Source organism: Streptomyces sp. NPDC015242, assembly GCF_043079125.1.
Classification (GTDB): domain Bacteria; phylum Actinomycetota; class Actinomycetes; order Streptomycetales; family Streptomycetaceae; genus Streptomyces.
In genome coordinates this window covers 153332-178417 of sequence record NZ_JBIBUF010000004.1, presented here as the reverse complement: position 1 = coordinate 178417, position 25086 = coordinate 153332, and the positions used below count along the sequence as shown (strand labels likewise).

The following is a 25086-nucleotide window of genomic DNA, read 5'->3' as shown; positions in this document are numbered from 1 at the left end:
ATCGGGTTTCACTCTTCAGGTTTGATCCACAACCATGTGGTGTTATCCACAGGAAAACGGTCCACCTCTGTGGACAACTGGTCGCCGCCGCCGGGAGTTTGGCGTCCCGTCACACCGGTGGCTTGATCCGCCCGATCCTCCGCAGCACCCCCGGCGCGAGCCGCGACAGCACCCGCGCGGTCCGGGCCTCCGGCGTGACCGCGACCACGGCCTGGTCGCGCGCCACCGCGCGCAGGACGGCCCGGGCCACCTTCTCCGGAGGGTAGTTGCGCAGCCCGTACAGGCGGGCGGCGCGCCGCTGCAGCCGCTTCTCCTCGGGCCCGTCGACCCCGGCGAAACGGGCCGTGGACGTGATGGCGGTGTTGACGAAGCCGGGACAGACCGCCGTCACGCCGATCCCCCGCCCGGCGAGCTCCGCGCGCAGGCACTCGCTGAGCATCAGCACGGCCGCCTTGGAGGTGCTGTAGGCCGGCAGCGCCCGGGACGGCTGGTAGGCCGCCGCCGACGCCACGTTGACGATGTGGCCGCCCTGCCCCCGCTCGGCCATCCGGCGGCCGAAGAGCCGGCAGCCGTGGATCACGCCCCACAGGTTGACGTCGAGGACCCTCTTCCAGTCCTCCGGCGTGGTGTCGAAGAAGGAGCCGGACAGTCCGATGCCGGCGTTGTTGACCAGGACGTCCACCACGCCGTACTCGGCCGTGACCTTCTCGGCGAGCTTCTCCATGGCCTGTTCGTCGGAGACGTCGGCCGTCTCCGCCCAGGCCTCGGGCGCACCGGCCCGGCGGGAGGACTCGGCGGCAGCGGCCGCCGCCCCGGCGTTCCGGTCGACCGCCACCACGCGCGCACCGGCCCCGGCGAACGCCAGCGCCGTGGCCCGTCCGATGCCGCTGCCCGCGCCGGTGACCAGCACGAGCTGCCCGGAGAACCGGCCGGCATACGGCCCGCTCGCCCCCTTCGGCGCCTCTCCGCTCTCCACGGACCGCACGAACTCCCCGATCCACGCGGCCACCTGGTCCGGACGGGTCCGCGGGATCCAGTGGCCCGCCCGGATCGTCCTGCGGATCAGCCGAGGCGCCCAGCGCTCCAGCTCCTCGTCGAGCCGCTCCGACAGGAACCGGTCCTCCAGGGGCGTGATGACCTGCACGGGCGCGTGGGCGTACGCGTCCGGGCGCGGGTCGCGCATCCGGGGCCGGACGTTGTCCCGGTACAGCCAGGCCCCGTGGGCGGCGTCCGACGGCAGGGACGCGGTGGGGTAGTCACCCCGGGGCACCTTCTCGACGCGCTCCAGGACCTTCGGCCAGCGCTTGCCGAGCGGGCCGCGCCAGGCCAGCTCGGGCAGCACGGGCGTGTGCAGCAGGTAGACGTACCAGGACCGGGCGCCCTGCCCGAGGAGCTGGCCGACCCTGCGCGGGGTGGGGCGCTTCACGCGCCGGCCGATCCAGTGGCCGAAGTGGTCCAGGGACGGCCCGGACATCGACGTGAAGGAGGCGATGCGGCCCTCGGTGCGCCGGACGGTGGTGAACTCCCAGGCCTGCACCGATCCCCAGTCGTGCCCGACCAGGTGCACCGGCCGGTCCGGGCTCACCGCGTCCGCGACGGCCAGGAAGTCGTCCGTCAGCTTCTCCAGGGTGAACCCGCCGCGCAGGGGCCGCGGGGCCGTGGACCGGCCGTGGCCGCGGACGTCGTAGGCGACCACGTGGAAGTCCACGGCGAGCCGTGCGGCGACCTCCGACCACACCTCCTTGCTGTCGGGGTAACCGTGCACGAGGACGACCGTCGGCCGCCCCGGATCACCCAGCTCGGCCACGCACAGTTCGACTCCGCCGGTCCGCACCCGGCGCTCCCGCGCACCCGTGAGCAACGTCATCCGGCGAATCTGGCAGTTGTTAGAGAGTTCGTCAATAGAGGCTCCCCGGTCGTGGTAACCCTGGAGAACCAGGCCCCCTAAGGGCCCGTAATACTCGAGGCTGATCCGAATACAGCTCTGCGGAGTGACGACCACCACGCGCACGGCCCCTACCGTCGAAGCGTGACTGTGATCGCGACCGAAAGCCTGAGCAAGCGGTTCCCCCGGGTGACCGCGCTTGACCGGCTCTCCGTGGACGTCGGGCCCGGTGTGACCGGACTCGTCGGAGCCAACGGGGCCGGCAAATCCACACTGATCAAGATCCTGCTGGGTCTGTCCCCCGCCACCGAGGGCCGTGCCGAAGTGCTCGGCCTGGACGTCGCCACCGACGGTGCCGCCATCCGCGAGCGGGTCGGGTACATGCCCGAGCACGACTGCCTGCCGCCTGACGTCTCGGCCACCGAGTTCGTCGTCCACATGGCGCGCATGTCCGGCCTGCCGCCCACGGCGGCGCGCGAGCGCACCGCGGACACGCTGCGCCACGTCGGCCTGTACGAGGAGCGCTACCGCCCCATCGGCGGCTACTCGACCGGCATGAAGCAGCGCGTCAAACTCGCGCAGGCCCTCGTCCACGACCCGCAGCTGGTCTTCCTCGACGAGCCGACCAACGGCCTGGACCCGGTCGGCCGCGACGACATGCTCGGCCTGATCCGCCGCATCCACACCGACTTCGGCATCTCGGTCCTGGTCACCTCGCACCTCCTGGGCGAGCTGGAGCGCACCTGCGACCACGTCGTCGTCATCGACGGCGGCAAGCTGCTGCGCTCCAGCTCCACCACGGACTTCACCCAGATCACCACGACCCTCGCGATCGAGGTCACCGACACCGACGCGCACCCGGACGGCACCCTGGCGGTCCGTGAGGCGCTGCTCGCGCGCGGGGTGAGCGTCGAGGACGGCAGCGGCCTGCCCGGCGCGGGCCACGTCCTGCACCTGACCGCGCAGGGCGAAGAGACGTACGACCTGGTCAGGGACGTGATCGCCGACCTCGGCCTGGGCCTGGTGCGCATGGAGCAGCGCCGGCACCACATCTCCGAGGTCTTCACGGCCAGTGACCGCGACGAGCAGCGGAAGGAGGCGGTCGGCCATGGCGGTTGAGCACTCCACGGGGACATCCGTCCCGGCACCGGGCGACCAGACCCGCATCCACAACATCGGCTACCGCAGCTACGACGGCCCCCGCCTGGGCCGCGCCTACGCCCGCCGCTCTCTGTATTCGCAGTCCCTGCGCGGTGCCTACGGCCTCGGCCGCTCGGTGAAGTCCAAGGTCCTGCCGATGCTGCTGTTCGTGGTGATGTGCGTGCCCGCGGCCATCATGGTCGCCGTCGCGGTCGCCACCAAGGCCAAGGAACTGCCCCTGGACTACACGCGCTACGCGATCGTCATGCAGGCGGTCATCAGCCTGTACGTCGCCTCGCAGGCACCCCAGTCCGTCTCGCGCGACCTGCGCTTCAAGACGGTGCCCCTGTACTTCTCGCGGCCGATCGAGACCGCCGACTACGTCCGCGCCAAGTTCGCGGCACTGGCGTCGGCGCTGTTCGTCCTCACGGCCGCTCCCCTGCTCGTGCTCTACGTCGGCGCCCTGCTGGCCAAGCTCGACTTCGCCGACCAGACCAAGGGATTCGCACAGGGACTCGTGTCCGTGGCACTGCTCTCACTGCTCTTCGCCGGCATCGGCCTGGTCATCGCCTCCTTCACCCCGCGCCGGGGCTTCGGCATCGCGGCCGTGATCGCCGTGCTGACCATCACCTACGGCGCGGTCTCCACCCTCCAGGCCATCGCCGACGCGCAGGGCAGCGCCGGCGCCGTGCCGTGGATCGGGCTGTTCTCGCCGATCACCCTCGTCGACGGCGTGCAGTCGGCGTTCCTTGGCGCCACCTCGGCCTTCCCCGGCGGGGTGGGTCCGAGCACGGGTGAGGGCGTCGTCTTCGTCCTCCTCGCCCTCGGCCTGATCGCGGCGAGCTACGGCCTCCTGATGCGCCGCTACAAGAAGGTGGGACTGTGACCACGCTCTCCATCGACCACGTCTCCCGCTGGTTCGGCAACGTGGTCGCCGTCAACGACATCACCATGACCATCGGCCCCGGCGTCACGGGCCTGCTCGGTCCCAACGGCGCCGGGAAGTCCACCCTCATCAACATGATGGGCGGCTTCCTCGCCCCCTCCACGGGCACGGTCACCCTGGACGGGCAGCCGGTCTGGCGCAACGAGGAGATCTACAAGCACATCGGCGTCGTCCCCGAACGGGAGGCGATGTACGACTTCCTCACCGGCAAGGAGTTCGTCCTCGCCAACGCCGAGCTGCACGGCCTGGGCGCGAAGGCGGCCCAGAAGGCCCTGGCCACGGTCGAGATGGAGTACGCGCAGGACCGCAAGATCCAGACGTACTCCAAGGGCATGCGCCAGCGCGTGAAGATGGCCTCCGCCCTCGTGCACGACCCGTCGCTGCTCCTGCTCGACGAGCCCTTCAACGGCATGGACCCGCGCCAGCGCATGCAGCTGATGGACCTGCTGCGCCGCATGGGCGACGAGGGCCGCACGGTGCTGTTCTCCTCCCACATCCTCGAAGAGGTCGAGCAGCTCGCCTGGCACATCGAGGTCGTCGTCGCCGGGCGGCACGCGGCCAGCGGCGACTTCCGCAAGATCCGCCGCCTGATGACCGACCGGCCGCACCGCTACCTGGTCCGTTCCAGCGACGACCGCGCCCTCGCTGCCGCGCTGATCGCCGACCCGTCCACCTCCGGCATCGAGGTCGACCACGCCGAGGGCGCGCTGCGCGTACAGGCCGTCGACTTCGGCCGCTTCACCGCGCTGCTGCCCAGGGTCGCCAGGGACCACGGCATCCGGCTGCTCACGGTCTCGCCGTCCGACGAGTCCCTCGAGTCCGTCTTCTCGTACCTGGTCGCGGCGTAGGAGGCCCTGATGTACGACCCCACAGTCGCCCGGCTCACCTACCGGGCCCTGCTCGGCCGGCGCCGGGCCCTCATCCTCGGCGCGCTGCCGCTGCTGCTCATCGTGATCGCCGTGGCCGTGCGCGCCCTGGCCGGAGCGGACGACCAGACGGCGTCCGACCTGCTGGGCGGCCTCGCCCTGGCCACGATGGTGCCGATCATCGGCGTCATCGCCGGCACCGGCGCCATCGGCCCGGAGATCGACGACGGCTCGGTGGTGTACCTGCTCTCCAAGCCGATCAAGCGGCCGACGATCATCTTCACCAAGCTGATCGTCGCGATCGCGGTGACGATGGTGTTCTCCGCGGTGCCGACGCTGATCGCCGGCTTCATCCTCAACGGCAACGGCCAGCAGATCGCGGTGGCCTACACGGTGGCGGCCCTGGTGGCGTCCATCGCCTACGCGGCCCTGTTCCTGCTGCTCGGCACGGTCTCGCGCCACGCCGTGGTGTTCGGCCTCGTCTACGCCCTGGTCTGGGAGGCCCTGTTCGGCTCCCTGGTGCCGGGTGCGCGCACGCTGAGCGTCCAGCAGTGGTCGCTGGCGGTGGCGCAGAAGGTGGCCGGCGGGGAGCTGGTGACCTCGGACGTGGGCCTGACCACGGCGACGGTCCTGCTGGTGGCCGTCACGGTGCTGGCCACTTGGTACGCGGGCCAGAAGCTGCGCTCGCTCACGCTGGCCGGCGAGGAGTGACGTGCCCCGGCCCTGACGGGGCAGCCTTCACCTCCGCCGGGCCACACCGGGCGAACGGGACATAGGCACACCGCACGCACCGCACGCACCGCACGCACCGCACGCACCGCACGGGAGCCGGACGGCCGGGAGGGACACGCATGGCGGGCGAGAGGGCTCAGTACGACGACCGTGAGCAGCCGGGCGCCGGGTCCGGGGACGACGCCTGGGGCGAGTTCGTCCTGGACGACGACTTCATACGCTCCGCGGAGACCTCCGAGCCGTCGGCCCGGGCTCGGATGCTCGCCGCGCGCTGGCGCCGGGAGGAACCGGAGCCGCAGCCGTGGCGCTCCGACGAGCCGCCCGCGGGCTGGTTCTTCAGCAAGGCCCGGCGGCGCAGGTGGCGCAGGCGCTGACCGGCCCGGTCGCCGGTTTATTCGGTGGCGTCCGTTTCGCCCGGCAGGGCACAGTAGTCATGTCCCTGCCGGGCGAGGAGCCCGGCGCCGGACACGGGGAGAGGAGCCGGACGATGTCCCTGCACGGCAGTACGTCCAGCTCCCCGCAGGGCAGCCCGCGGGCGGGCTCCGGAGCAGTCGCCACCGCTCCGTAGAGCCTCGCCCCTGGGGGAGCTGCCCGGGGCGGCCGCTTCGAGCACGCGAACCGCACCTCGCGTGGGCCGCCCACCCGGAGGATTGGCCGAGCGGTAAGGCACTGGCTCGCTGAGCCACGGTCGGGCTGGAAGGCCCGCGCACGTTCGATCCGTGCATCCTCCGCGCACACGCGACCGCGTTCAGCCCAGCAACCGCTCCAGGACCACGGCGATCCCGTCCTCGTCGTTGGAGGACGTCACCTCGTCGGCCACCGCCTTCAGTTCCTCGTGGGCGTCGGCCATGGCGACACCGTGGGCGGCCCACGCGAACATCGGGATGTCGTTGGGCATGTCGCCGAAGGCGATCGTGTCGGCCGCCTTCAGCTTGAGCCGGCGGGCCGCCAGCGACAGACCGGTGGCCTTGGACAGGCCCAGGGGGAGCAACTCGACGATGCCCGGGCCCGCCATCGTGACGGTGACGAAACCGCCGGCGGTCCGGGTGGCCGCCTCGCACAGTTCGTCGTCCGACAGGGTCGGGTGCTGGATGTACAGCTTGTTCAGGGGCGCGGTCCACAGATCCGACGCGTCCGTGAAGGGGGTCGCGGGCAGCTTGCCGTGCGCCGCGTAGCCCGGGCCCACCAGCACCTCGCCGTCCAGGCCGTCGCGGCTCGCGGCCAGGTACAGCGGCCCGACCTCCGCCTCGATCTTGGCCAGGGCGACCCCGGCGAGCTGCCGGTCCAGTGTGACCGAGGTCAGCAGCCGGCGGGCCCCGGCGTCGTACACCTGCGCCCCCTGGCCGCAGACGGCCAGCCCTTCGTAGCCGAGGTCGTCGAGGATGTGCCGGGTCCAGGGGACCGCGCGGCCGGTGACGACGATGTGTGCCGCGCCCGCCGCGGTGGCGGCGGCGAGCGCGTCACGGGTGCGCTGCGACACCGAGTCGTCGGACCGCAGCAGTGTCCCGTCGAGGTCGGTGGCGACGAGCTTGTAGGGGAAGCCGCCCGAGGGAGCCGTGTCGCTCACGTGGCCACCGGCTCCAGGACCTCCCGGCCGCCCAGGTACGGCCGCAGCACCTCGGGCACGCGGACCGAGCCGTCGGGCTGCTGGTGGTTCTCCAGGATCGCCACGATGGTGCGCGGGACGGCGCAGAGCGTGCCGTTGAGCGTGGCCAGCGGCCGGACCTGCTTGCCCTCACGGACGCGGATCGACAGGCGGCGGGACTGGAACTCGGTGCAGTCCGAGGTCGAGGTCAGCTCCCGGTACTTGCCCTGGGTCGGGATCCACGCCTCGCAGTCGAACTTGCGGGCGGCCGAGGAGCCGAGGTCGGCGGAGGCGACGTCGATGACCCGGAACGGCAGCTCCAGCGAGGTCAGCCACTGCTTCTCCCACTCCAGCAGCCGCTGGTGCTCGGCCTGCGAGTCCTCCGGCGTGACATAGGAGAACATCTCGACCTTGTCGAACTGGTGCACGCGGAAGATGCCCCGGGTGTCCTTGCCGTGCGAACCGGCCTCGCGGCGGAAGCAGGGCGAGAAGCCCGCGTAGCGCAGCGGGAGGCGGTCGGCGTCGAGGATCTCGTCCATGTGGTACGCGGCGAGCGCGACCTCGGAGGTGCCGACCAGGTACAGGTCGTCGTCCTGGAGGTGGTAGACGTCCTGGGCGGCCTGGCCGAGGAAGCCCGTGCCCGCCATGGACTGGGGGCGGACCAGGGCCGGGGTCAGCATCGGCGTGAAGCCGGCGGCCGTGGCCTGCGCCATCGCGGCGTTCACCAGGGCGAGCTCCAGCAGGGCGCCGACACCGGTGAGGAAGTAGAAGCGCGAGCCGGAGACCTTGGCGCCGCGCTCCACGTCGATCGCGCCGAGGATCTGGCCGAGCTCCAGGTGGTCCCGGGGTGCGAAGCCCTCGGCGTCGAAGTCGCGGATCGTGCCGTGCGTCTCCAGCGTGACGAAGTCCTCCTCGCCGCCCACGGGGACGTCCGGGTGGACCAGGTTGCCGAGCTTCTGGAGCAGTTCCTGGGTCTCCGAGGCGGCGGCGTCGCGCTCCGCGTCGGCGGCCTTCACGTCGGCGGCCAGCTGGCTCGCCTTCTTCAGCAGCTCGGCCTTCTCGTCCCCGGAGGCCTTGGGGATGAGCTTGCCGAGCGCCTTCTGCTCGGCGCGCAGCTCGTCGAAGCGGACGCCGGACGACCTGCGCCGTTCGTCGGCGGACAGGAGGGAGTCGACGAGCGCGACGTCCTCTCCACGGGCGCGCTGGGAGGCGCGCACACGGTCGGGGTCCTCACGGAGCAGGCGAAGGTCAATCACGCGCTCCAGGCTACCGGTGTGGGATGACCGCCCACGACTCACTATTCCCGTCGCGCCTTACGTGCCGTTATGAGGGAATCGCGTGCCGTGTCAATAAAAAGGGACCTCTCCCCGGAACGGGGCATGCCGCGGGCGCCGCATTGACTCGAATCCCTTGCGGGAAGCGGGACTTGGGGCTCGGTTGTCCACAGCGGTCCACACCCGGCGAAGAGTTATCCACAGGCTGTGTGGAAGATCTGTGGACTCCGGAATTGATCACTCCGGAAGGGCGGGCCGTACCTGAGAATTCCCACCGCAAACCCGCTCCACCCTCACTTTCGAGTGGAAACGGGCCACCCCGAAGAGTTACGCAAGGGGAAACGGTGGACGAAGGGTGACCTGCCCGCCGATGGACGCATCAGGGGTGTGTAGGGCGATTTGTCGACTGCTTCATGGTTCGTTGTCGACTTGTCCCCAGGTCGAGAAGCGGACCTGTGGATAACTTCTGTGGATAACGACTATCGGCAGGTACGACCGGCCTAGAAGCGGCCGTCCTGGCAGCGCGCGACCCAGTCCGACGCCGCAACGAACTCCTCGTCCGACGTCCCGAGCCGCGGCGGTCGCACGTCCGCCGGCCGCACGTCGGCACGCGGATACGAGCCCAGGTAGCGCACCTGGAGGCAGACGCGCTTCAGGCCCATCAGGGCCTCGGCCACCCGGCGGTCGGAGATGTGGCCCTCGGCGTCGATGCAGAAGCAGTAGTTGCCGATGCCGGCACCGGTCGGGCGGGACTGCAGCAGCATCAGGTTGATGCCCCGGGTGGCGAACTCACCGAGCAGGTCGCGCAGGCCGCCGGGATGGTCGTCGCGCTGCCACAGCACGACGGAGGTCTTGTCGGCGCCGGTCGGCGCGGCGGGCCGGGCCGGGCGGCCCACCAGCACGAACCGGGTCTGGGCGTTCTCGGCGTCGTGGATGCCCGTCTCCAGGGCCTCCAGCCCGTAGCGTGCGGCCGCGAACTCCCCGGCGAAGGCGGCGTCGTACTGGCCCTCCTGGACCAGCCGGGCGGCGTCCGCGTTCGAGGCGGCCGACTCCCAGTGCGCGTCCGGCAGGTGCTTCTTCAGCCAGTTGCGCACCTGCGGCTGGGCGGCCGGGTGCGCGGAGACGGTCTTGATGTCCGCCAGGGTCGTGCCCGGGCGCACGAGCAGCGCGAAGGTGATGGAGAGCAGCACCTCGCGGTAGATCATCAGCGGGGCGCCCGCGACGAGCTCGTCCAGGGTGGTGGTGATGCCGCCCTCGACGGAGTTCTCGATCGGCACGAACGCGGCCTCGGCCTCGCCGGCGCGCACCGCGTCGAGCGCGGACTGGACGGACACGTACGGGATGAGCTCCCGGGTGGCGGCCTCTGGAAGCGTGCGCAGGGCGACTTCGGTGAAGGTGCCCTCGGGGCCGAGATAGGCATAGCTCGCTGGCATGACCTCACCCTAATGGGCTTGCGGAAGCGCGATCCCCCACAAGCGCGTACACGGCCGCACTCTCACCCCTCCAGCAACCGCTGCCCCACGTACTCGCCCTCCGCAGCCCCGCCGGGCACCGCGAACAGCCCGCTCGACTCGTGCCGGATGAACGGCGACAGGGCGTCGCCCCGGTCGAGCTTGCGCTGCACCGGCACGAAACCGCGCAGCGGATCGGCCTGCCAGCAGATGAAGAGCAGGCCCGCGTCGGGCACGCCGTCGGGGTCGATGCCGTCGTGGAAGGAGAACGGGCGGCGGAGCATCGCGGCGCCACCGTTCTGGTCGGGCCGGGTGATGCGCGCGTGGGCGTTGACCGGGACCACCAGGTTGCCCTCGGCGTCGGTCTTCTCCAGGTCCATCTCCGTCGTCTCGGAGCCGCCGGACAGGGCCGCCCCGTCGGACTTGCGGCGCCCGATGACGTCCTCCTGGGCCTTGACGGAGAGCTTCTCCCAGTCGTCGAGGAGCATGCGGATGCGCCGGACGACGGCGTAGGAGCCGTTCGCCATCCAGGCCGGTTCGCCCTGTTCCGGCACGAAGATCCGCTCGTCGAAGTCGGGCTCGCCCGGCTTCGGGTTCCGGGTGCCGTCGATCTGGCCCATGAGGTTGCGGGCGGTCATGGGGTGGGCGGTGGCGCCGGGCGAGCGGTTGAAGCCGTTCATCTGCCACCGCACCTTGGCGGCCCGGCCCGCGTCCTTCTGGACCGCCCGCAGCGCGTGGAAGGCGACCAGGGCGTCGTTGGCGCCGATCTGGACCCACAGGTCACCGTTGCTGCGGGTCTTGTCGAGGCGGTCCGAGGAGAACTCGGGCAGCGGGTCCAGTGCGACCGGCCGCTGCTTCTCCAGGCCCGTCCGGGCGAAGAAGCTGTGCCCGAAGCCGAAGGTGAGCGTCAGCGACGAGGGCCCCGCGTCGCGGGCCACGTCGGTGTCGCCGTGCGGGCTCGGCTCGCCCGCCATCAGCCGCCGGGCCGTCTGTGACCAGCGGCGGAGCAGGGCCGCGGCCTCCTTGCGCCCGGCGCCCGGCGCCAGGTCGAAGGCGACGAGGTGACCCCGGGCCTGGAGGCCGTCGGTGATGCCGGGCTGATGTTTCCCGTGAAACATCGCCCGGTCGGTGCCGAGCGAGGTGAGCGGAACGGCCGCCTCGGAGGGGGCGGCGGCGTATCCCGCGGCGGTGCCCGCCGTGCCGAGCACGAGGCCGGTGGCACCGGCGGTGCCGAGCAGCCGCCGCCGGGAGATCCCCCCGGGAACGGAGGCCGCTGCGGTGTCCTCCGGGTCTGCGTGTGGGGTGCGGGTCTGGGGGATGGAGGGGTCGGGCATGGTCGTTCAGCCGATCTGCGCGTTCTTGGTGACGGTCACCTCGTCGATCTCGGAGGTCCGCACGGTCACGTCGACCTTCCAGTCGCCGGCCATGGGGATCTGCACTCCGTTCGCCGACCAGTGTCCGGTAGCGAGGTGGTCGGGGGCGACGGGCAGGGGCCCGATGTCCTTGGCCTCGAGGGTGAACTCGACCTTGACTTCGGGGATGTCGAAGGCTTGGCCGTCGGGCCGCTCCACGTAGACGTGCATCTCGTTGCCGCCCACGCGGGCCGGGTCGAGGTCGATGGTGACGACGCCCTTGCCGTCCCGGCCGCCGGTGTCGAAGGGCATGTTCAGCGTGAGCGCCCCGGATGTCCCGGCGTCCGCGGCGGAGGAGGACGAGGAGGAGGCGGCCGCCTTGGCCTCCTGTTCCGTCCGACCCGGCTCGGTCTGCGTCAGCACGGTGGTGACGGCGAGCAGGACGACCGCGATACCGGCCTCGGCCAGCACCGAGCGGCGCAGGCCGGAACGGTTCGGGTCGGCGTCCCGCAGCCGCTTCTGCCGGGCGGCGTCCCGGGCGGCCCGCTGCCGGGCGAGCTGGGCTGCGCGCTCGGCGTCGGCGGGCTGGACGGCGGCCGCCTCGACCGCGTCGGCGGGCTGGACGGCGGCCGCCTCGTCCCCGTCGGCGGTCTCGCCGGAGGCTCCCGCCCCGGCACCGACCTTCTCCCGCTCCGCCGCCGCCGGCGCCGTCTCCGCCAGCCGTCCCGTCCACCGCCGCGAGATCCACGCGACGCCGACGAGGACGCCGACGAGGGCGATCTTCGCCAGCAGGAGCTGCCCGTAACGGGTGTCGGTGAAGGCCGACCAGGAGCCGAGCTGGCGCCACGACTGGTAGGTGCCGGTCACGACCAGCGCGACCACGCTGCCGAAGGCCATACGGGAGAAGCGGCGTACCGCGGTGGCGTCGACGGGGGCGCCGGCGGGTGCCCGGTACAGGGCGACCAGGAGCGCGCCGAGTCCGCCGAGCCAGGCGGCGACGGCCAGCAGGTGCAGGACGTCGACCGGCATGGCGAAGCCCGCCTGCAGTCCGACGGAGGCGTGCTCGGACATCGCCCAGCTCGCGGCGAGACCCGCGGCCACGACGCCGCCGCCGATGGCGAGCCCGAAGGTCAGGTCCCGCTTCTCCTGGGGGTCCTCCCGCTTGTCGTACGCCCCGAACAGGACGGCGATGAACAGCGCGGCGGCGGCGAGCAGCAGCAGCCGGGACACCAGGGCCGCACCGGTCTTGGTCTGCAGCACCTGCCCCAGCAGGGACAGGTCGAAGATGTCGGAGACCTTCCCGGAGCCGGTGAAGGAGCCGCGCAGCAGGAGCAGGGCGAGGGTCGAGGCCGTGAGCGCGAGCCACCCGGAGACGACGAACCGCTGCACCGGCCGCACTCCGGAGCCGCGCGGCCAGCAGGCGAGCACGAAGGCGGCGCCGCCGGCCAGCACGATGAACCCGGCGTACGACACGTACCGCCCGAAGCCGTAGAGCCAGCCCACGACCCCGTCGTCGGCGCCCTGCCTGGAGACCGCCACGGTCGTCTTGGAAGGGGCGCCGATGGAGAAGGTGTAGGCCCCCGCGACGGGGTGGCTGTCCGCCGAGACGACCTGGTAGGCCACCGTGTAGGTGCCGTCGGACAGGTCCGGCCGCAGACGCACGGCGTACGTCGCGCCGCTGACGGCGGACGGCTCGCCCGTGTCGACGCGCTTGCCCTCCGGGTCGAGCACGCGCAGCGAGTCGCCGGAGAGGGCGACCTGCTCGGAGAAGGTGAGCGAGATCCGGGACGGGGCCTGGTCGACCACCGCCCCCTGCGCGGGGTCGCTGCCCGTCACCGCGGCGTGCGCGGAGGCCGGACCGGCCCCGGCGAGCAGGGCGCAGAGCGCTGCCAGGAGCAGCAGCACCAGGGCCCGGACGCGGGGGGCGATGGTCTGGGTCACAGGGGTCCCTCCGTCAGTGTCCGGTCGTCGGGGTGTAGGTCGCGGCCTTCACCGGCATCTGCACCTCGACGGGATCGGAGTGGGCGAAGCGCAGCTCGACGGTGACCGTCTGGCCTTCCTTCGGCTTGCGCTTGAGCTGCTCGAACATCAGGTGGTCGCCGCCGGTCCTCAGCACCAGTTCCCCGTGCGCGGGGATGGTGAGGCTCTCGACCTCACGCATGGCTCCGCCGGTGGTCTCGTGCACGGTGACCTGTCCGGCGATGTCGCTGCTGACCGAGGTCAGTTCGTCGGCGGTGCCGCCCTTGTTGGTGACGGTGAGGAAACCGGCCGCCATCTCGTCGGAGACCGGCTGCGGCATGTACGCGGAGCCGACCGAGAGCTCGGCCGCACCGCCCGAGCCGCCGCCGTCGCCGTCCGGGTCTCCGCAGCCCGCCAGTGCCAGGGCTCCGGCTATGACCAGGGCCGCCGGAGCGAGCCGTCGCCTCACGGGTTCTCCCCCTTGACGATCCTGGGGAGGTCCTTGCTGTAGTCCTGGACGGTGGCGTCCTCGCCGTAGAGCACATAACCCCCGTCGGTCTTCGGCGAGAACGCGATGACCTGGGTGCCGTGCTCGGAGACGACCTTGCCGTTCTTGTCCTTGCGCGGCGGGTCGATGGAGATGCCGAGGGTGCGGGCGCCGGCCTGGACGGTGGCGAAGTCACCGGTGAGGCCGACGAACCGGGAGTCGATGCCCTTGAGCCACTTGCCGAGTTCGGCCGGGGTGTCCCGCTCGGGGTCGGTGGTGACGAACACCACGCGCAGCTCGTCCTGTGCGGCCTTGGGCAACTGCTTGGCGGCGACGGCGATGTTGTTCATGGTCAGCGGGCAGACGTCGGGGCAGTGCGTGTACCCGAAGTAGATCAGCGTCGGCTTGCCCGCGGTCTGCTCGCGGAGGTCGTACTTCTTGCCCTGCGTGTCGGTGAGGACCAGGTCGGGCTTCTCGAACGGCTTGTCGAGGACCGTGGCGGCCTGGTCCGAGCCGGACTCCTCGGAGACCACGGCGACGGGCTTGTTGCTGTCGTCGCCGCTGCCGCAGGCGGTCAGGGTCAGGGAGGCCGCGGCGAGCAGTGCGGCCGCGGCGAAGGTCTTGGTGCGCATAGAAAAATGTCCCAGATGTCGGTGGCGCGGCGCGCGCCGGGGTGTCCCGTGGGCCGGGCGTGCACCCGGCGCGCGCCGTGCGGGGAAGCGGCGTCAGACGGTGCTGCGCCGACGCCCGGCGAGCACGCCGTAGGCGACGCCGGCGGCGCCGACGACGATGCCGACGATGCCGAGGACGCGGGCGGTGGTGTCGGTGCCGCTGGAGGAGCCGGAGTCGTCCGCGGCGGTCTCGGCGGAGGCCTTCTCGGCCGACCCGGCGTCGTCGTCCTCACCGGCCGCCGCGTCGTGGTGCCCGTCCTCGGAGGCGGCGGACAGTTCCAGCACGGGGGCCGGGTTGTCGGGCTCCTCCTGGCCCTCCTGCGGCACCTCGATCCAGCGGACGACCTCCTTGTCGGAGTACGTCTGGAGGGCCTTGAAGACCAGCTGGTCGGTGTCCTCGGGCAGCTGGCCGACGGAGAGCGGGAACTTCTCGAAGTAGCCGGGCTCGATGCCCTTGCCGTCGGCGGTCCAGGTGACCTTGGAGACCGCCTCGGTGATCTTCTCGCCGTGCATCTCCAGCGGCTTGTCCAGCTTGGACTTGGTGACCTCGATCTTCCAGCCGGGCATCGGCTGCGGCATGACGGAGGCCAGCGGGTGGTCGGTCGGGAAGGTGACCTCGAGCTTGGTGGTGGAGGCGTCGTCGCGCTCGTTCGGCACCTTGAAGCCGACGACCGCGTAACCGCCCTTGGCGGCGGTGCCCTCGGGCTGCACGGTGACGTGCGCGAAGGCGGGGGCGGACAGGGCGAGGACGGTGAGACCGGCGGCGGCACCGGCCGCGGCGATACGGGAAGCCTTCATGGAAGGAAGCACTCCGCTGTGAGTCGGGATGAGGAAGAGGGTGCGCGCACGCGCGTGTGCCGCACACGACGGCAACCCTCCTCCGGGGCGTCCGGGCAGCTGCCGGCTTCGGGAAGCCGGGGTTCCGGGACGGGCGGAGTGATGGTGGTCGTGCCGTGTCAGGCGGCGAGGGCGAGTGCGGCTGCGGAAGCCGTCGCGCGGGGCGGGCCCCGCCGGATCACCGAGTGCTGGAGCGGGAGGGTGCGGGGCATCGCGGGCACGGACCGCGCGGCGTGCGCAGGGCGCGGACGGGCTTCGGGCGCGCCGGGCAGCCCGGCGCGCAGGGCCCGCACCAGGGCGCAAGCGGCCCGCAGGGCGCGGACGAGCGCCCCTTCCGCGACGCCCTGAGCCGACAGTTCGGCCAGCCGGAGCACCGCCAGGTCGCCGCGGCGCAGCAGCCAGCCGGCGGCGAGCGCCGCGAGGACGTGGCCGAGCAGCATGGGCAGGGACGGCCACAGCGAGACCGACGCGCCCGGCACGGCGTCCGCGGCGACGTGCGTGTGCGATCCCGCGGGCGGCTGGACCCGCGCGTCGGTGAGGATCCTGTGGGCCTGCGCCGGACTGATCGCCGCCGCCGTCGTGCCGCACACGAACCGCGCGGCCTGCTGGACCAGGGCGGCGTCGCTCAGTCCCGCCGGCCGCGGCCCGGCGGCGGCTGCCGTGCCGTGCTGGCCCAGGCCGAACAGCGTGTGCAGCACCGTCTGGCCGGCCGCGAGCAGGGCGGCGATGCCCGGCAGCGTGCGGGAGCGCCCGGCGAGCGGGACGGCCACCGCGGCCACCCCGAGGAACCCGGCGCCCAGCGTCCACAGCGGGATGCCGTCGCAGGAGGCCAGTGCGTGCCCCGCCCCGGCCAGCACGACGCAGACCGCGGCGAACACCGCGGCCCGCAGGATCCGGAGCCGGGCTCCGGAGCGCGTCGTGGGCGTGTGGGGGGCAAGCATGGCGGCCTCATCATCGCACTGGCCCCGCCGGTCCCGTACGGCAGGTCCGCAAGATGCCGTACGACCGGAACGTCACGCTCTGGTCCGGCGCGCCCCCGGATGCGCCGGGCTTCGCTCCCTTGCCGCGCCGACGCACGCCCCCACATACACCGATCAGGACCAGCGCGCATCCGCCGTATGGGCGGCATCACGTCAACTTCACGCTTACACGCGGGGACTGAGGGCAATACGTAACGGTATGTCGAGCCGCGGCCAGGAGGCTGGAGCATGAGCATCTGGTGGTCACTCCATCTGCGGCGCGAGGCCGCGAGCGTGCCGCTCGCCCGCCGCCTGCTGATCGGCACGATGGAGACCGCGGGCGTGGACCCCGACATCTCCTACGACCTCTCCGTCGCCCTCAGCGAGGCCTGCGCGAACGCGGTGGAGCACGGCGGGGAAACGGGGCGCGGTCCCGGATCGGAGGCCTACCGGGTCACCGCCTACCTCGACGGCGAGATGTGCCGGATCGAGGTCGCCGACGCGGGCCCTGGCTTCCCCGCCTCCTCCGCCGGACGGCCCCGCCCCCCGATCCGTCCCGCGCACACCGACGCCGAGAACGGCAGGGGGCTGTGTCTCATCGAGGAGCTGGCCGACCACGTCCACATCGGCAACACATCGGGCCGGGGCGGCGCCGTGGTGAGCTTCGACAAGGTGCTCAAGTGGCGGGAGGACGCGCCGCTGATGGCGGTCTGACCTGCCGGACGGGGCGGTGTTTCACGTGAAACACCGCCTCCGCGGCGGGCAGCCCCGGCCGCCCTACAGCGCGCCCCAGTCCAGCGTCGTCCGCGCCAGACCCGCCACCTGGGTCAGCAGGGCCAGCCGTGCCGCCCGCAGCGCCGGGTCCGGGTCCATCACCAGCACCTCGTCGAAGAACGAGCCGATCGCCTCGACCAGCGGTGCGGACACCTCGATCAGCGCGCCGAGGTCGTCCTCGCGTCCCTCCAGCGCCTGGCGCACGGCCTGGGCGCACTCGGCGAGGCGCAGCTCCGCGGGAGCGGTCAGCAGCGACGGGTCCGCCGCTTCGACGCCGCCCTCGGGAAGGATGCGCAGCACCCGCTGGAGCGCGGCCGCGAGCGCCTCGAACGCCTCGCTGCCGACATGCCGCTCCAGCGTGGCCAGCGTCCGGTCCCCGTGCGCCGGGCGGTCGGCCCACACCAGCACGGCCTGCACCAGCCGGTGCTCGTGCCCGGCGTCCGTGAGCTGCTGCTCGTAGCGCCGGGTGATCAGCTCGGCGGCCTCGGCGACCCGGTCGGCGGGTACCGCCACCCCCTGCGCGGCGTACCGCACGGCCGCGGCGCGCAGCCCGTCACCCACCCGGATCCCGGCCACGGCCGGCACGCTGCGCAACACGTTGAGCAGCCCGATCGCGGCCCGCCGCACCCCGTACGGATCGGAACTCCCGGTCGGTGCCGCCCCGATCACGAACATGCCCGTCACCAGGTCGAACCGGTCGGCGAGCGAGAGCACGGCCCCCGCGTCCCCGGCGGGCAGGGCGCCACCGGCGGAGCGCGGCAGCTCCATCTCGGCCAGGGCCCGGGCGACCTCGGGGGACTCCCCGGCCCGGCGGGCGTACTCCTCGGCCATCACCCCGGCGAGACCGGAGAACTCGATCACCATCTGGGAGGCGAGGTCGAACTTGGCCAGCGCACCGGCCCGCCGCACGACCTCCACGGTCTCCTCCGGGAGCCCGGCGCGTCCGGCCAGGTCCAGGGCGAGGGAGCCGAGCCGCCCGGCGCGGTCGGCGACCGTGCCCAGCCGGTCCTCGAAGGTCAGCTTGTCCAGCCGGCGGCGGAACTCCTCCGGCGCCACCTTCAGGTCCGCCCGCCAGAAGAACGCGGCGTCCTCGTACCGCGCCCGCAGCACCGCCTCGTTGCCCGCGCGCACCACGTCGTCGTCGCACAGGGCGTTGGCGAAGGTGACGAAGTACGGCATGAGGCGGTCGCCGTCCAGCACGGGCAGATAGCGCTGGTGCTTGCGCATCACGGTGGTCAGGACGCTCGCGGGCAGTTCGAGGTACCGCTCGTCGAACGACCCGCGCACGGCGTAGGGGAACTCCAGGATGTCGGTGATCTCGTCGATCAGCCCGGCCTGGGCCTCCACGTCGATCCGCCCGCCGACCTCGGCCGCCGCCTCCAGCGCCCCGCGCACCACCGCTCCGCGCCGGGCCTCCCGGTCGAGCAGGATGCCGTGCATGTGCAGGAAGTGCGGGTAGCCCTCGGCGGAGGTCACCCGGACCTCCGGATAGGGCGCCTGCCGCTGCACCCGCGTCGTGTCGCCCGAGGAGAGCGAGGAGACCACCACGGGCAGGGGCGTACGGCCCAGCAGCGCCAGCAGCCAGCGCACCGGACGCGAGAACGACAGGCCCGGGTCGCTCCACCGCATGTTCCGCCCCGCGCGGAGCCCGGACACCACCTCGGCCAGCAGGTCGCTGAGCACCTCGACGGCCGGGCGCCCCGGCTCGTGCCGGGTCAGCGACACGTACTCGACGCCCTTGACCTCGATGATCCGTACGTCGGACGGCTCGGCTCCCTGACTGCGGGCGAAGCCCAGCAGCGCGGGCGTGGGGGCGCCGTCCTTGAAGGCGGCGGCGACCTTGGGACCGCGTACGGTCCGCACGGTGTCCCGTTCGCGCGGCTGCACCCCGTCGACCGTGATCACGATCCGGCGCGGCGTGGCCATCACGGTGATCGTCCCGTGCCCCAGCCGGGTCTCGGCGAGCTTCGCGGTGACCGACTCGCGCACCGCCTCGGTGGTGGCGACGACATCGGCGTAGGGCAGTTCCTCCACACCGATCTCGAACAGCAGCGTCTCGACGCCGGGGACCTTGGGCAGCGGGGCCCGTACCGCGGGGGCGGGGGCGGGCGCGATCCCGAGCGGATGCTCCAGCGCCGCCCGCCGCTTCTCCCACAGCGTGGCCGACTCGTGGGTCAGGCCGCGCATCAGCGCGAACGCCTTGGCGCGCTCGGTGGTGCTGATCGCGCCGCGCGCGTCGAGCACGTTGAAGGTGTGACTGCACTTGAGGACGTACAGGTACGCCGGGACGGGCAGCTCCAGGTCCAGCAGCCGCCGGGCCTCGGCCGCGTACGCGTCGAACAGCCGGTGGTTGGTGTCCAGGTCGGCGTCGTCGAGGTAGTACCGGCTCATCTCGTACTCGTTCTGCCCGAACACCTCGCCGTAGGTGATGCCCGGCGCGTAGGCGATGTCCTTGAAGTGGGACACGCCCTGGAGGTTCATCAGGATGCGTTCGAGACCGTAGGTGATCTCCACCGACACCGGGTCCAGCGCGACGCCGCCGACCTGCTGGAAGTAGGTGAACTGGGTGATCTCCATGCCGTCCAGCCAGACCTCCCAGCCCAGCCCCCAGGCGCCGAGCGCGGGGGAGGCCCAGTTGTCCTCGACGAACCGCACGTCGTGCGCGTTCAGGTCGACACCGAGGGCGCGGAGGCTGCCCAGGTACAGCTCCTGCGGATTGCCCGGGTCGGGCTTGAGGATCACCTGGAACTGGGTGTGGGTCTGGAGCCGGTTCGGGTTCTCGCCGTAGCGCGAGTCGTCCGGCCGCACGCTCGGCTCCACGTAGGCGACGCTCCACGGCTCCGGGCCGAGCACCCGCAACGCCGTGGCCGGGTTGGCCGTACCGGCTCCGACCTCGGTGTTCAACGGCTGCGTGATCATGCAGCCGTTGTCGCTCCAGTACTTCTGCAGGGTGAGGATGGCGTCCTGCATGGTCAGCGCTGTCTGAACGTTCTTCATGATGATCGCGCCCGTTCCCCGAGTCGGCCCGGCAAGGTCGGTCATGATCTCATACGTCAACCAGCGCTGACCTGCGCATTTTTGACTGCTTTCGGCGGTAGGTCAGCCCTTGACGGAGGCCATCCACGCCTCGACTTCGTCGGAGCGCCGGGGCAGCGCGGCACTGAGGTTCCGGTTGCCGTCCTCCGTCACGAGGATGTCGTCCTCGATCCGCACGCCGATCCCCCGGTACTCCTCGGGCACCGTCAGGTCGTCGGCCTGGAAGTACAGCCCCGGCTCCACCGTCAGGCACATGCCCGGCTCCAGCACGCCGTCCACGTACGTCTCGGTCCGGGCGGCGGCGCAGTCGTGCACGTCCATGCCCAGCATGTGGCCCGTGCCGTGCAGCGTCCACCGCCGCTGCAGCCCGAGCTCCAGCACCCGCTCGACCGGGCCCTCGACGAGCCCCCACTCCACGAGCTTCTCGGTCAGCACCCGCTGGGCCGCGTCGTGGAAGTCCCGGTACTTGGCGCCGGGCTTCACCGCGGCGATCCCGGCCTCCTGGGCCTCGTACACGGCGTCGTAGATCTTGCGCTGGATCTCGCTGAACCGGCCGTTGACCGGCAGTGTGCGCGTGACGTCGGCGGTGTAGTACGTGTGCGTCTCCACACCGGCGTCGAGCAGCAGCAGGTCGCCCGAGCGGACGGGTCCGTCGTTGCGCACCCAGTGCAGCGTGCAGGCGTGCGGGCCGGCCGCGGCGATCGTGCCGTAGCCGACGTCGTTGCCCTCGACGCGGGCGCGCAGGAAGAACGTGCCCTCGATGTAGCGCTCGGAGGTCGCCTGTGCCTTGTCGAGGACCTTCACGACGTCCTCGAAGCCGCGCACCGTCGAGTCGACCGCCTTCTGCAGCTCGCCGATCTCGAAGGCGTCCTTGACCAGCCGCGCCTCGGAGAGGAAGACCCGCAGCTCCTCGTCGCGCTCGGCGGTGACCTTGTCGGTCAGGGCCGCCTCGACGCCGGCGTCGTGACCGCGCACGACCCGCACCGGACCGGTGGCCTCGCGCAGCTTCGCGGGCAGCTCGCGCACGTCGGAGGCGGGGATGCCGTAGAGCCGCTCGGCCTCGGTGAGGGAGTGCCTGCGGCCGACCCACAGCTCGCCCTGGCCGTCCAGCCAGAACTCGCCGTTCTCCCGGTCGGAGCGCGGCAGCAGGTAGATCGTCGCCTCGTGGCCCTCGCCCCTGGGCTCCAGGACCAGGACGCCGTCCTCGGTCTGGTTGCCGGTGAGCCAGGCGTACTCGACGGAGGCGCGGAAGGCGTACTCGGTGTCGTTCGAGCGGGTCTTCAGGTTGCCCGCGGGGATCACCAGGCGCTCGCCCGGGAAGCGCGCGGACAGCGCTGCCCGGCGGGCGGCCGTCTCGGCGGCCTGGGCGATCGGCTCGAGGTCGCGCAGCTCGGTGTCGGCCCAGCCGCTCTTCATGTTCTCGGCCAGCTCGTCGGACACGCCGGGGTACAGTCCGTTCTTCCGCTGCTTGATCGGCTCTTCGCTCTCGTCCGGGATCGCCGGTGTGAGCTCCTCCGCCACGGTCATCCTCCTCGATACGGCACTGGACCACCGTCCACTCTACGGCGGAGCGGAAGAGGGCCCGGGCCGGTGACGAGGAGCGTTACTCGAAGCGGACCGCGAGCAGCACCACGTCCTCGGCGCCCTCCGCCGCGTCCAGCCCGTCCGGCAGCACGCTGCGCAGGACGTGGTCGGCGATGGCGCCCGGGTCGCCGCGCAGGGCCCTCGGCACCCCGGCCGCCGCGGCGTGCAGCCGGGCGAAGGCCCGGTCCGTGGCCTCGCCGGTGCGGTGGAGCAGCCCGTCGGTGTAGAGCAGAACCGTCTCGCCGGGCTCGGCGAGGATCTCCACGCTGGGCGCCTCCCAGCAGGCGAGCATGCCGAGCGGGGCGGAGACGGACGTCTCCACGAACTCCGTGCGGTGCTGCCCGATCAGCAGGGGCGGGCTGTGCCCGGCACCGGCCAGCGTGATCTTGCGGGCGGCCGGTTCGCAGTAGCCGAACAGGGCGGTGGCCGAGCGGGCCGGTTCGGTGAGCCGCAGCAGCAGCTCCAGGTCGGACAGGACCGCGACCGGGTCCTCGCCCTCCATCACGGCGTAGGCGCGCAGGGACGCCCGCAGCCGCCCCATCGCGGCGACCGCGCTGGGGCCCGCCCCGGTGACGGATCCGACGGCGAGGCCGAGGGCGGCGTCGGGCAGCGGCAGCGCGTCGTACCAGTCGCCGCCGCCGCGCGGGCCGGTGCGGTGCCGGGCGGCGAGCTGGACACCGGCCACCCGGGGCAGCCGGGTGGGCAGCAGCTCCTCCGACATGGTCGTCATGGACGCGCGGGTGCGTTCCAGTTCCAGCAGCCGGGCGAGGTGCTCGGCGGCGTACCGGGCGTACAGCCCCGCGAGGTGACGCTGCCGTTCGCCCGGTTCGGCGGGTTCGTCGTAGAGCCAGACGGCGGCTCCGAGGCGGCCGGTGGCCTCGGGGGCGAGGGGGAGGGCGTAGCTGGCGGCGTAGCCGAGGCGGGCCGCGACCTCGCGGTGGCGCGGGTCGAGCTTCTCCTCGGCGAAGAGGTCGGGCTCGGCGATCGCGTCCTCGCCGCCCGGCAGTCCGTCGAGGATCCGGCCGTAGGACAGGGCGCTGCGCGGCACGGTCTCGATGTGGCCGAGGTCGGCGCGGGCCAGGCCCAGACCGATGGTGGTGTCCGGGCCGAGGCCGTCGAGGGGTTCGAGGACGACGAGGCCGCGACGGGCGCCGACGAGGGCGGCGCCGGCCCGCAGCATCTCGTGCAGGGCCTCGTCGAGCGCGGTCGTGCGGGCCAGGCGTTCGGTCAGTTCGTGCAGCGTGGTGAGGTCGGAGACCCAGCCGGCGAGACGGTCCTGGAGCACCGCGCCGGGTGGGGCCGGCGGGGGTGCGGGGGCGGCCGGAACGGTGGCCGCGGCGGGCGTGACAGTGTGTGCGGGTGCCGGAACCGTTGAATCGATTCCAGCCACTTTCGCAGGGTGCGGGGCGTTCATGGCGTCCGGCCTTCCGACCGGCGCGTACTGCTCAAAAGCATCGCAAACCCCCATGTCATTCTGCGCCGCCAGCAGTGTCTCCACATGTACACGCACTCGTGAGGAGATGTCCAGCATTGTCCTGCTGGGATTCCTGGTGTCCGTGAGGTTCGGGAGAACAACTCCCCTTCCCCTTGCGGAAATGCAAAGTTGGCTTAAAACTGCCGCAGGGGACGGCTTATTGCGGTCGACTGGGGCTGCTCGACGGAGCGTCACAACGGTCGTGATGGGTACCTACTCGGTGAAGGCCAGGGGTGGTTGGGAACCACCCGGAACCTGGTGACGGAACCGGGCGTCCTATCCACCGACGACCGTGCCCCATCCTCCCGTGGCGGAGGCGGAGAGAAATACGCGCGACGGCAAACGCCATACTTCGCCACCCCTACGCCACGCCCGTGCTCAAGACAGACGCAGTATGGGCGGGACGGCCGCGGAGGCAGCCCTTGCTCGACCCATAGGGGTTCCCCTTGCTTCCGGCAGGGGTGTGATGCGCCAACAGGTACGCACAGTGAAGTGATCGACACATGTTGTGATGTGGACCACGGTGTTGCCAGGCGTGCAACGGAAAGGAACGAGCGCTGATGCGCGAGATCCTCGGAAGGCGACGCAGGCTCCTCTCCCAGGGCAGTGACGGGAGGCCTGAGCTGATCGGCGCGGCCCTGACCTACGCGACGGAATGGCAGTGGCCGGTACTCCCGGGCGTGGCGGCGGACCCGCAGGGGCACTCCCGCTGCAGCTGCCCCGACCCCGACTGCACGGTGCCGGGCGCGCACCCCTTCGACCCCGGCCTCCTCGCGGCCACCACCGACGGGCGCATGGTCCGCTGGTGGTGGAGCAACCGGCCGACGGCGCCGATCGTCCTGGCCACCGGCGGCAAGGCGCCCTGCGCGGTCTCCCTGCCGGCCCTGCCGGCCGCCCGCGCCCTCGAGGCGCTCGACCGCTCGGGCATGCGGCTCGGCCCGGTCGTCGCCTCGCCCACGCGCTGGGCGATCCTGGTGCAGCCGTACTCCATGGAGCAGCTCGGCGAGCTGCTCTACGCCAAGGACTTCGTGCCCGGCTCCCTCCGCTTCCACGGCGAGGGCGGCTACCTGGCCCTGCCGCCGTCCGGGACGGGCCAGGGCGAGGTCCGCTGGGAACGGGCGCCGCTGCCCGGCTCGGCCTCCCCGTGGGTGCCCGATGTCGAGGCCGTGGTGGACGCCGTGGTCGAGGCCCTCACTCGTACGGGTGTGAGCGCGCCCGAGTTCTAGGGCCGTCGGGCGCGCCGGGCGCCGCACACGTCCCGGCGCGTTAAGTTCCGGGGCCATGCCGCGTCATTCCCGGGGTCACCGCCGGGACCCCCGTAAGACCCGACTGCTCGCGCTCGCGGGCGTCGGGGTGGCGTGCGCGGTCGCCCTGCCGCTGGCCGTGGCGGCGGCGGGTGCCGTGCGGTCCGAGCGCGCCTCGGGCGCGGCGAACGGCACGACCGCGGCCGGGACGGCCCACGACGGACTCCGCTCCGCCCCACCCGACGGCAAGGCGCCCGGGGAGGGCGAACCGCGCCCGGACCGGCTCGGCCAGGGACTGGCGACCGCCGTGCGCTGCGGACCCGGACTCTCCTCCCCCGACGGCGTCGAGGCGCAGACCTGTGTGATGACGCAGGGCGCGCAGACCTGGGCGCGCACCTACTACCGCAACGCCACGGGCCGGGCGCTCGACGCCGCGCTCACCCTGATGGGGCCCGGGGCCCGGACCGTGCGCATCACCTGCGCCGTGGGCGCCGAGGACGAGCCGGGCACCTGCGAGACGCCACGGGAGGCCGCGCGGGGCGGCCCGGCGGCGTACTCGGCGGTCGCGGAGTTCGCGCGGCGGGCCGGGCAGGGTCCGCTGCTGCTGCGCTCGGGGAGCAACTAGCGCGCCAGCAAAGGCCGTTGACGCATGACTGCGTGCGGTGCGCGGCCGGGGCGCATGAAAAGACCCGGTTGCTGGCGACGGGGGATGCACCAGCAACCGGGCTACAGGAACGGTAACAAGAGATCGGCTGTTCGCAAATTCGATCTCGCCCTTTCCAGTCACCGACTGGCTTGTCCCCGGCGGGAGTTGTGACCACCGGGGGCGC

21 protein-coding genes and 1 tRNA gene are annotated in these 25086 nt (G+C 72.3%); 9 read left to right on the top strand and 13 right to left on the bottom strand.

Translation table 11 applies throughout. From position 1 onward, the window contains the following. Window positions 1-109: 109 nt before the first annotated feature. Entirely contained in the window at window positions 110-1867 is a 1758-nt protein-coding gene (locus ACF07N_RS15440; protein WP_392112700.1) for an SDR family oxidoreductase, read from the bottom strand. A gap of 168 nt (window positions 1868-2035) precedes the next feature. Between ACF07N_RS15440 and ACF07N_RS15435 the strand changes: the two genes are divergently transcribed. The 6 genes from ACF07N_RS15435 (at window position 2036) to ACF07N_RS15410 (ending at window position 6300) form a co-directional block, all read left to right on the top strand. Then, window positions 2036-3004, top strand: a complete 969-nt coding sequence (locus tag ACF07N_RS15435; protein WP_392113633.1) for an ABC transporter ATP-binding protein — start codon at window positions 2036-2038, stop codon at window positions 3002-3004. After that, the gene (locus ACF07N_RS15430; protein WP_392112697.1) at window positions 2994-3911 is read left to right on the top strand and encodes an ABC transporter permease; all 918 of its coding nucleotides are present in this window, start codon (window positions 2994-2996) and stop codon (window positions 3909-3911) included. The genes ACF07N_RS15435 and ACF07N_RS15430 overlap by 11 nt, the downstream gene beginning before the upstream one ends. Then, on the top strand, window positions 3908-4819 hold the full coding sequence (locus ACF07N_RS15425) for an ABC transporter ATP-binding protein (RefSeq protein ID WP_392112694.1): 912 nt from the start codon (window positions 3908-3910) through the stop codon (window positions 4817-4819). The genes ACF07N_RS15430 and ACF07N_RS15425 overlap by 4 nt, the downstream gene beginning before the upstream one ends. A 9-nt stretch (window positions 4820-4828) precedes the next feature. Beyond that, a complete protein-coding gene (locus ACF07N_RS15420) occupies window positions 4829-5548 on the top strand; it encodes an ABC transporter permease (RefSeq protein WP_309093650.1) in 720 nt (239 codons plus the stop codon). A gap of 140 nt (window positions 5549-5688) precedes the next feature. After that, the gene (locus ACF07N_RS15415; protein ID WP_383327543.1) at window positions 5689-5943 is read left to right on the top strand and encodes a hypothetical protein; all 255 of its coding nucleotides are present in this window, start codon (window positions 5689-5691) and stop codon (window positions 5941-5943) included. Window positions 5944-6213: 270 nt separating this feature from the next. Next, window positions 6214-6300 (top strand) — tRNA-Ser (locus ACF07N_RS15410). 17 nt (window positions 6301-6317) lie between these two features. On the opposite strand, the gene ACF07N_RS15405 is transcribed toward ACF07N_RS15410, so the two are convergent. The 9 genes from ACF07N_RS15405 to ACF07N_RS15365 form a co-directional block, all read right to left on the bottom strand. Next, a complete protein-coding gene (locus ACF07N_RS15405) occupies window positions 6318-7136 on the bottom strand; it encodes an HAD family hydrolase (RefSeq protein ID WP_383327546.1) in 819 nt (272 codons plus the stop codon). Further along, the gene (gene serS, locus ACF07N_RS15400) at window positions 7133-8410 is read right to left on the bottom strand and encodes a serine--tRNA ligase (protein WP_383327549.1); all 1278 of its coding nucleotides are present in this window, start codon (window positions 8408-8410) and stop codon (window positions 7133-7135) included. Before serS ends, ACF07N_RS15405 begins: the two co-directional genes overlap by 4 nt. 518 nt (window positions 8411-8928) lie before the next feature. Further along, on the bottom strand, window positions 8929-9861 hold the full coding sequence (pheA, locus tag ACF07N_RS15395; protein ID WP_383327552.1) for a prephenate dehydratase: 933 nt from the start codon (window positions 9859-9861) through the stop codon (window positions 8929-8931). Window positions 9862-9923: 62 nt separating this feature from the next. Beyond that, entirely contained in the window at window positions 9924-11213 is a 1290-nt protein-coding gene (gene efeB, locus ACF07N_RS15390; RefSeq protein ID WP_392112687.1) for an iron uptake transporter deferrochelatase/peroxidase subunit, read from the bottom strand. Window positions 11214-11219: 6 nt separating this feature from the next. Continuing rightward, window positions 11220-13172: a copper resistance CopC/CopD family protein gene (locus tag ACF07N_RS15385; RefSeq protein ID WP_392112684.1), complete on the bottom strand. Its 1953-nt coding sequence runs from the start codon at window positions 13170-13172 to the stop codon at window positions 11220-11222. Window positions 13173-13185: 13 nt separating this feature from the next. Next, the gene (locus ACF07N_RS15380; protein WP_392112681.1) at window positions 13186-13659 is read right to left on the bottom strand and encodes a copper chaperone PCu(A)C; all 474 of its coding nucleotides are present in this window, start codon (window positions 13657-13659) and stop codon (window positions 13186-13188) included. Continuing rightward, window positions 13656-14309 carry an SCO family protein gene (locus ACF07N_RS15375; protein WP_383580194.1) on the bottom strand — a complete coding sequence of 218 codons (654 nt, stop codon included), beginning with the start codon at window positions 14307-14309 and terminating at the stop codon, window positions 13656-13658. The genes ACF07N_RS15380 and ACF07N_RS15375 overlap by 4 nt, the downstream gene beginning before the upstream one ends. A 93-nt stretch (window positions 14310-14402) precedes the next feature. Continuing rightward, a complete protein-coding gene (locus ACF07N_RS15370; RefSeq protein ID WP_392112678.1) occupies window positions 14403-15146 on the bottom strand; it encodes a YcnI family protein in 744 nt (247 codons plus the stop codon). Window positions 15147-15304: 158 nt separating this feature from the next. Further along, on the bottom strand, window positions 15305-16126 hold the full coding sequence (locus ACF07N_RS15365; RefSeq protein ID WP_392112675.1) for a hypothetical protein: 822 nt from the start codon (window positions 16124-16126) through the stop codon (window positions 15305-15307). Between the two features lie 267 nt (window positions 16127-16393). Here ACF07N_RS15365 and ACF07N_RS15360 point away from each other — a divergent pair, with 267 nt between their 5' ends. Then, entirely contained in the window at window positions 16394-16858 is a 465-nt protein-coding gene (locus ACF07N_RS15360; protein ID WP_383341933.1) for an ATP-binding protein, read from the top strand. A gap of 63 nt (window positions 16859-16921) precedes the next feature. Here ACF07N_RS15360 and ACF07N_RS15355 read toward each other — a convergent pair whose 3' ends face one another. From ACF07N_RS15355 to ACF07N_RS15345, 3 genes are all read right to left on the bottom strand, one after another. After that, on the bottom strand, window positions 16922-19915 hold the full coding sequence (locus ACF07N_RS15355; protein ID WP_392112672.1) for a glycine--tRNA ligase: 2994 nt from the start codon (window positions 19913-19915) through the stop codon (window positions 16922-16924). A gap of 102 nt (window positions 19916-20017) precedes the next feature. Continuing rightward, a complete protein-coding gene (locus ACF07N_RS15350; RefSeq protein WP_392112669.1) occupies window positions 20018-21481 on the bottom strand; it encodes an aminopeptidase P family protein in 1464 nt (487 codons plus the stop codon). A 76-nt stretch (window positions 21482-21557) separates the two neighbouring features. Further along, a complete protein-coding gene (locus ACF07N_RS15345) occupies window positions 21558-23069 on the bottom strand; it encodes a PP2C family protein-serine/threonine phosphatase (RefSeq protein ID WP_392112666.1) in 1512 nt (503 codons plus the stop codon). A 503-nt stretch (window positions 23070-23572) separates the two neighbouring features. Between ACF07N_RS15345 and ACF07N_RS15340 the strand changes: the two genes are divergently transcribed. Further along, the gene (locus ACF07N_RS15340; protein ID WP_383327584.1) at window positions 23573-24238 is read left to right on the top strand and encodes a bifunctional DNA primase/polymerase; all 666 of its coding nucleotides are present in this window, start codon (window positions 23573-23575) and stop codon (window positions 24236-24238) included. 55 nt (window positions 24239-24293) lie between these two features. Next, window positions 24294-24881: a hypothetical protein gene (locus ACF07N_RS15335; protein WP_392112663.1), complete on the top strand. Its 588-nt coding sequence runs from the start codon at window positions 24294-24296 to the stop codon at window positions 24879-24881. Window positions 24882-25086 lie beyond the last annotated feature (205 nt).

What these genes read in the sequence shown, in the direction of transcription:
- ACF07N_RS15440 (WP_392112700.1), bottom strand. Translation starts at nt 1,867, where the DNA reads ATGACGTTGCTCACGGGTGCGCGGGAGCGCCGGGTGCGGACCGGCGGA.
- ACF07N_RS15430 (WP_392112697.1), top strand. Translation starts at nt 2,994, where the DNA reads ATGGCGGTTGAGCACTCCACGGGGACATCCGTCCCGGCACCGGGCGAC.
- ACF07N_RS15420 (WP_309093650.1), top strand. Translation starts at nt 4,829, where the DNA reads ATGTACGACCCCACAGTCGCCCGGCTCACCTACCGGGCCCTGCTCGGC.
- ACF07N_RS15415 (WP_383327543.1), top strand. Translation starts at nt 5,689, where the DNA reads ATGGCGGGCGAGAGGGCTCAGTACGACGACCGTGAGCAGCCGGGCGCC.
- pheA (WP_383327552.1), bottom strand. Translation starts at nt 9,861, where the DNA reads ATGCCAGCGAGCTATGCCTATCTCGGCCCCGAGGGCACCTTCACCGAA.
- efeB (WP_392112687.1), bottom strand. Translation starts at nt 11,213, where the DNA reads ATGCCCGACCCCTCCATCCCCCAGACCCGCACCCCACACGCAGACCCG.
- ACF07N_RS15375 (WP_383580194.1), bottom strand. Translation starts at nt 14,309, where the DNA reads ATGCGCACCAAGACCTTCGCCGCGGCCGCACTGCTCGCCGCGGCCTCC.
- ACF07N_RS15370 (WP_392112678.1), bottom strand. Translation starts at nt 15,146, where the DNA reads ATGAAGGCTTCCCGTATCGCCGCGGCCGGTGCCGCCGCCGGTCTCACC.
- ACF07N_RS15365 (WP_392112675.1), bottom strand. Translation starts at nt 16,126, where the DNA reads ATGCTTGCCCCCCACACGCCCACGACGCGCTCCGGAGCCCGGCTCCGG.
- ACF07N_RS15360 (WP_383341933.1), top strand. Translation starts at nt 16,394, where the DNA reads ATGAGCATCTGGTGGTCACTCCATCTGCGGCGCGAGGCCGCGAGCGTG.
- ACF07N_RS15355 (WP_392112672.1), bottom strand. Translation starts at nt 19,915, where the DNA reads ATGAAGAACGTTCAGACAGCGCTGACCATGCAGGACGCCATCCTCACC.
- ACF07N_RS15350 (WP_392112669.1), bottom strand. Translation starts at nt 21,481, where the DNA reads ATGACCGTGGCGGAGGAGCTCACACCGGCGATCCCGGACGAGAGCGAA.
- ACF07N_RS15345 (WP_392112666.1), bottom strand. Translation starts at nt 23,069, where the DNA reads ATGCTGGACATCTCCTCACGAGTGCGTGTACATGTGGAGACACTGCTG.
- ACF07N_RS15340 (WP_383327584.1), top strand. Translation starts at nt 23,573, where the DNA reads ATGCGCGAGATCCTCGGAAGGCGACGCAGGCTCCTCTCCCAGGGCAGT.
- ACF07N_RS15335 (WP_392112663.1), top strand. Translation starts at nt 24,294, where the DNA reads ATGCCGCGTCATTCCCGGGGTCACCGCCGGGACCCCCGTAAGACCCGA.